A 1,672-nucleotide genomic window follows, 5' to 3' on the forward strand; every position below is an offset into this window, starting at 1 on the left:
ATCTTTCTTTTATCGGGAAGTTCTACAAGGACAGAGTCACCCTGCCCCACATCGAGAAATGTTACCTTCAGGGCATTTTTATCGAAAGCAACAGGAACAGAAATGAGCAAAATGATTAAAAGAGAAACTGCTGAAGCGGTCTTCCACATTTTAGATCGGGATTCTCCACCCTCCCCCTCGACCCCTCCCGTCCCCGGCCTCGCTCCGCAAAGCGGGGCAGGCAAGGGAGGGGGGTGTGGGAAGATTATCTTCGCAAGCAACCATAACAGGATATAATAAAGGAAGATTATCAGTATGGATGGAGAAGGAAGACGAACCACAGAATAAGGCAAATGAGCAAAGAACTCAACAATCTGATAGAAGAGCGTCACTGAGTATTCGATGAGTGATGAAAAGGGAATCGTGGGTATATTTAAGATAAGTGAGACCATCGTCGCAAGCAATCCGAGCGGGAGGACGAGAACCCCTGTTAGCGGAATGATTATCAGGTTTGAAAACAACCCTGTCCATGTGAACTGGTTGAAGTAATATGCCACTAAAGGTACCGTCCCCAATGTGGCTGCAACGGTAATGAGAACATAGTCAAATATCTTTTTCTTAAAGCGGTTACCCCCTTCGGTATTTTTAAGGTTTTTTAACTCTACACTTTTAACTTTCAACTTTGAACTGTATTCAATAGCATACCCTATAAAAACCACCGCCCCATAGGATAACTGGAAAGAGATATCGAAAAGACTCTGTGGATTCCACAGAAGCGTTATCACGGCTGCAAGGGCGATAGAGTTTTTCCAGTCCTTCTCTCTTTCAATAACAATGGCTAAAAGATACACAATTATCATTATCAGTGCCCTCACAGCACTTATCTTGCTTCCTGCTATAACCGTATAAAATATCACCACAGGGATCGTTCCTATGGCGGCTATCTTTGATGGGCTTGTATAAAGTGTCAGCCTGAGTAGAAGAGTGTATGGTAGGTGTAGGATAGAAAGCCGTATAAGGTTATAAAAGACGAATGCTATCAAGCCCACATGCGCCCCTGAGATTGAGAGTATATGTGCTGTGCCTGATGCCATAAATTTATCCCTGAGTTCATCGGAGAGTTTTCTATCATCACCGATTATCATGGCAGTGAGTATTGCAGCAGTTCTCTCGCTGAATGATTTATCTATAGCCATTCGGATATGCTCTCTCCATCCGTATATCTTTCTAAGAAGCGGGTTACCTCCACTCGTCCCCAAAAAGTCCAGAAGACTTTTTGGGGTACCCCTCCCATTACTGAGTATCCTTACATCCTCTGCCAACGCAGTCCCGACCACATAAATACCATCTCTCGCCAGTGCCTCCTCATAGGAATATCCACCGAAGTTGTGATAGCCTCTCGGTTTCCTGAGTTTTGCCTTTACAATGATGGTGTCCCCGTATGAGATTTGAGATTTAGGGACTGTCCCCATAACAGTCAGCCTCACCCTGCCTTTAACATTGTAGACGATAGATTGTGAACTGGAGGGGACTGTCCCAGAATTACGGACGGAGCGAAGCGAAGTCGTAGATTCGGGACTGTCCCCAAGAAAAAGTTTCTCTACTTTAACGTATACGATCTGCCTATCACCCAGCAATTCTGATGGTCTTACGACCCTCCCCTGAATTTTTGTGGGGACTGTCCCAGATTTAC

The 1,672-nt window shown here is 44.9% G+C and carries 1 protein-coding gene; it reads right to left on the minus strand.

All coding sequences use genetic code 11. The features are described from left to right. Positions 1-1,616, minus strand: a 1,616-nt coding sequence (locus tag AB1488_00185) for a ComEC/Rec2 family competence protein (protein ID MEW6408525.1), incomplete at its 3' end; no start/stop codon positions are given. Between the last annotated feature and the right edge of the window lie 56 nt (positions 1,617-1,672).

The organism is Nitrospirota bacterium (genome assembly GCA_040756155.1).
Lineage (GTDB): Bacteria > Nitrospirota > Thermodesulfovibrionia > JACRGW01 > JBFLZU01 > JBFLZU01.